The following is a 3,424-nucleotide window of genomic DNA, read 5'->3' as shown; positions in this document are numbered from 1 at the left end:
AACGAACAAATAGTAACAAATTTTAATAATTATAAAAATGAAAAAGACACTTAGAAGTATAATAGCGCTTAGTATGGTATTGGGAAGTTTGAGTATGGTTTCCTGTAAAGACCAAAATGAAGATAAGGATGAAACGGCTCCCGAGCACCAGATGCATAGTGGTGAGGATATGAGTGATGAAGGTAAAGAAAACAGCGGCCTTCAAGCTGCGGAAGCAGAATTTGAGAACCAAAAAGTAAAACAGGCTTTTGATGAATATCTGGCGGTGAAAGATGCTTTGGTTAGAACAGATGCTGCTGCGAGCAGAAAGTCAGCAGGAAATTTACAGAATACCTTAAATGAATCTCATCCTGAAATTGCTGAAATAGCAGGTAGACTGGTTGAAACAGAGGATGTAAATGAACAAAGAAAGATATTTTCAGAATTAACGACTGCTATGGATCCTGTGCTTAAAAAAGCAATTTCTTCAGGTAAGATCTATAAGCAGTTTTGTCCGATGGCTTTCGAAGGAAAAGGAGATTACTGGTATTCAACTTCTGAAGAGATACGAAACCCATATTTTGGAGATAAAATGCTGAAGTGTGGAAGAGTAGAGGAAACTATCATGTAAATTTAAAAAATGTACCTGCAAGGTTTTTAAAACCTTGCAGGTCTTAATTGCAGATGAAAGAAATCAGAATTCATATTAAAAATGTGGTCTGTCAAAGGTGTATTATGACGGTAGAAGAAATTCTGCAGAAGCTTAATATCTCTTATCTGCAAGTTAAACTTGGAGAAGTAATTTTACACGAGGAGCTTGGGAGTATACAGAGAAATCAGGTTCAGAAGGAATTTGAAAAAGTGGGTTTCGAGATCATTCAGGATCGAAATGAAAAAATTATAAACACAATTAAATCGTTGATAATAGATGAGATCTATTCAGATGATCCTTCCAGGGATAAACTATCTGCTCTCCTTACCAAAAAATTAAATTACGATTATAGTCATATTACCCATTTGTTTACTGAAATAGAGGGGCATAGTATTCAGAAATTTTATAATGCTATCCGAATTGAAAGAGTGAAGGAATTATTGCATTACGACGACTGGTCTATTGCCATGATCGCCGATTCTCTGGGATATTCTACTCCAGCCTATTTATCTACGTCGTTTAAAAAATCTACCGGATTTACTCCTTCAGAATATAAAAATCTTCAGGTAAAGGACAGGAAAAATCTCGATTCTGTATAATTTGACGGGTTTGGTAACGGGAATCACACCTAACGGCCGAGTAAATATTTAGGATAATACTTTGATCATTATGGAAATACTACTAATTATTGGAGGGGTTCTAATTTATTTTTTTACAGCCCTGGATATTGTTCAAACAACCTTATCCATGCAGGGAGGAGGCTGGATTACCAGTAGGTATTCACATAAGTTCTGGGACTTATTTCGTAAAGCAACTGGAAATGACGGCCGAAAGAAAATATTATCCCACGCGGGTTATCTACTGTTGATTTCTATCCTGTTAATTTGGGTTCTCTTGCTTTGGCTGAGTTTTGTATTGCTGTTGTCTTCATCTGAAGGTAGTATTCTAAATAGCACCACGAGAATTTCAGCAGGTCTTATAGAAAAAATTTATTATGCCGGTTTTACTATTTCAACCTTGGGAGTAGGTGATTATATTGCTTCTTCTAACACCTGGAGAATCCTTTCTGCTGTCTATTCATTTACCGGATTAATTCTTTTAACTATGTCCGTTACTTACTTCATCCCTCTCTTATCTGCGGTTATAGAGCAGCGCAAGCTGGGCATCCGGTTAAGTAACCTGGGAAATAGTCCTGAAGAGATTCTTATTAATTCCTGGAATGGGAAAGATTTTGCTCAGTTTACAGATATGATTGAAGATTTGTCTGAGTCCCTGGTTCAACACAGCCAGAATCACCGTGCATATCCTGTCATCCATTACTTTCATAACTGGAAAGAAAAGAATGCTGTGATTCTCCAGCTGGCCAGATTACATGAGGCGCTCTATCTACTTAAATATGAAATTTCTGAAGAAATAAGACCAGATTTAATAAAGCTTAAGCCTTTGGAGGTGGCTATACAAAATTATACTGAAGTGATTTTGGAGGTAACACATTTAAACGTTTTAGAAGAAACTCCTCCGTTAGCTAGAACAGACACACTCAGGGAGCAGGGGTTGCTTTTAGAAAACCGGAAAGAGATCTCGGTTACCGGAGAGCTAAAAAAGACACGAAGAATTTTTCAAACTCTTGTGCAGCAGGACGGATGGACGTGGGAGTTAGTTTAGTTCTTTATAAAATCCTAATTTTTTTTATTTCAGGTTAAAAAACTTTAAAACTGAAACTTCTTAGCACAATTTTATAAGTAGCTTCCTCAACTCATTTCTAACTTTATGTTATAACCATTAAAATCAATTAGTTATGAGAAATGAGAAATTAATTACCGCATTGGGAAATTGTATTAACCATTGTAATTATTGTGCAGACGCCTGCCTTGGAGAAGACGATGTTAAAAAAATGGTAGAGTGCATCAGGCTGGACCGAATTTGTGCTGAAGCCTGTGCTGCTTTAAACCAAATTCTAGCAGTAGAAGGGGCTGAGGTTACTGGTCTTGTGAAATACTGCAAAGAAACGTGTAGAAAATGTGCAGATGAATGTAACAAGCATGAAACACAGCATTGTAAGGATTGTGCTAAAGCCTGTGAAGAATGTGAACGCGCCTGCGAAGAGTTTTTGGCATAAAATCAATTTATAGTTAAGACCCCATTAAATTTTCAATAGAGAATTAATTTCTCGGGAAATTTTGTGGGGTTTTTTATTATTCCGGTTCATTCTTTATTCTGATGAATCCAATCTTCAAAAAAAAAGAAATTGAGTCTTATACCTATTACAAAATATAATCATAATCAACATGGCAGAACAAAACCACCAAAAAAAGGCCGAAACACCTGGAATGGGTAGTCGGGGAGTCACCCGCCCCATGGCAGAGAAAAAAATGAAGCAAGGAAAGGACGATGACGCGGATCAGGGGATGGACAGAATGAAAATGCTGCACATGCACCACAAGCAGACCCTTTGGATATACTGGCTGCTTATTCTCCTGGGAGCATGGTTAGTAGTTTCCCCTTTTTCTTTTGATTATGGAAAAGATATAGTGCAGCCATCCGGTGGAAGATCTATCTGGCTCAGTGACGCAATGAGGGTTCAGATCATGCAGTGGAGCGATATACTCAGCGGATTACTGCTCATGTTCTTTGGATGGCGTTCTTTAACGCCCAACCGGCCCATAAGTCTTTGGATCGCCTGTTTCATCGGGATTTGGCTGAACTTTGCGCCGGTAATATTCTGGGCACCTAATGCTTATATTTATAATAATGATACCATGGTAGGGGTAATGGTTATTGCATTGACCATTC

At 37.7% G+C, this 3,424-nt stretch carries 4 protein-coding genes and 1 pseudogene; all 5 read left to right on the top strand.

Annotated features, from left to right (window positions below; all coding sequences use genetic code 11):
• Positions 1–37: 37 nt before the first annotated feature.
• Positions 38–610, top strand: coding sequence for a DUF3347 domain-containing protein (locus Q1K34_RS17850; protein ID WP_300442069.1), 573 nt, complete (start codon positions 38–40; stop codon positions 608–610).
• A gap of 53 nt (positions 611–663) precedes the next feature.
• On the top strand, positions 664–1,230 hold the full coding sequence (locus tag Q1K34_RS17845; protein WP_300442067.1) for an AraC family transcriptional regulator: 567 nt from the start codon (positions 664–666) through the stop codon (positions 1,228–1,230).
• Between the two features lie 70 nt (positions 1,231–1,300).
• Positions 1,301–2,296 (top strand): potassium channel family protein, encoded by a 996-nt coding sequence (locus Q1K34_RS17840; RefSeq protein WP_300442064.1) that lies wholly within the window; start codon positions 1,301–1,303, stop codon positions 2,294–2,296.
• A gap of 133 nt (positions 2,297–2,429) precedes the next feature.
• Positions 2,430–2,750 (top strand): four-helix bundle copper-binding protein, encoded by a 321-nt coding sequence (locus Q1K34_RS17835; RefSeq protein ID WP_300442061.1) that lies wholly within the window; start codon positions 2,430–2,432, stop codon positions 2,748–2,750.
• Between the two features lie 253 nt (positions 2,751–3,003).
• Positions 3,004–3,424, top strand: a pseudogene (locus Q1K34_RS17830) (vitamin K epoxide reductase); the annotation flags it as partial.

Origin of the sequence: Christiangramia sp. (genome assembly GCF_029937855.1) — a bacterium.
In the GTDB taxonomy this organism is placed as follows: domain Bacteria; phylum Bacteroidota; class Bacteroidia; order Flavobacteriales; family Flavobacteriaceae; genus Christiangramia.
The sequence above is the reverse complement of the archived record's forward strand: the minus strand, read 5'-3'. Positions and strand labels throughout refer to the sequence as shown.

Bases quoted from the DNA above. Each gene is read 5' to 3' on its own strand.
- Q1K34_RS17845 (WP_300442067.1), top strand. From the start codon at position 664: ATGAAAGAAATCAGAATTCATATTAAAAATGTGGTCTGTCAAAGGTGT.
- Q1K34_RS17840 (WP_300442064.1), top strand. From the start codon at position 1,301: ATGGAAATACTACTAATTATTGGAGGGGTTCTAATTTATTTTTTTACA.
- Q1K34_RS17835 (WP_300442061.1), top strand. From the start codon at position 2,430: ATGAGAAATGAGAAATTAATTACCGCATTGGGAAATTGTATTAACCAT.
- Q1K34_RS17850 (WP_300442069.1), top strand. From the start codon at position 38: ATGAAAAAGACACTTAGAAGTATAATAGCGCTTAGTATGGTATTGGGA.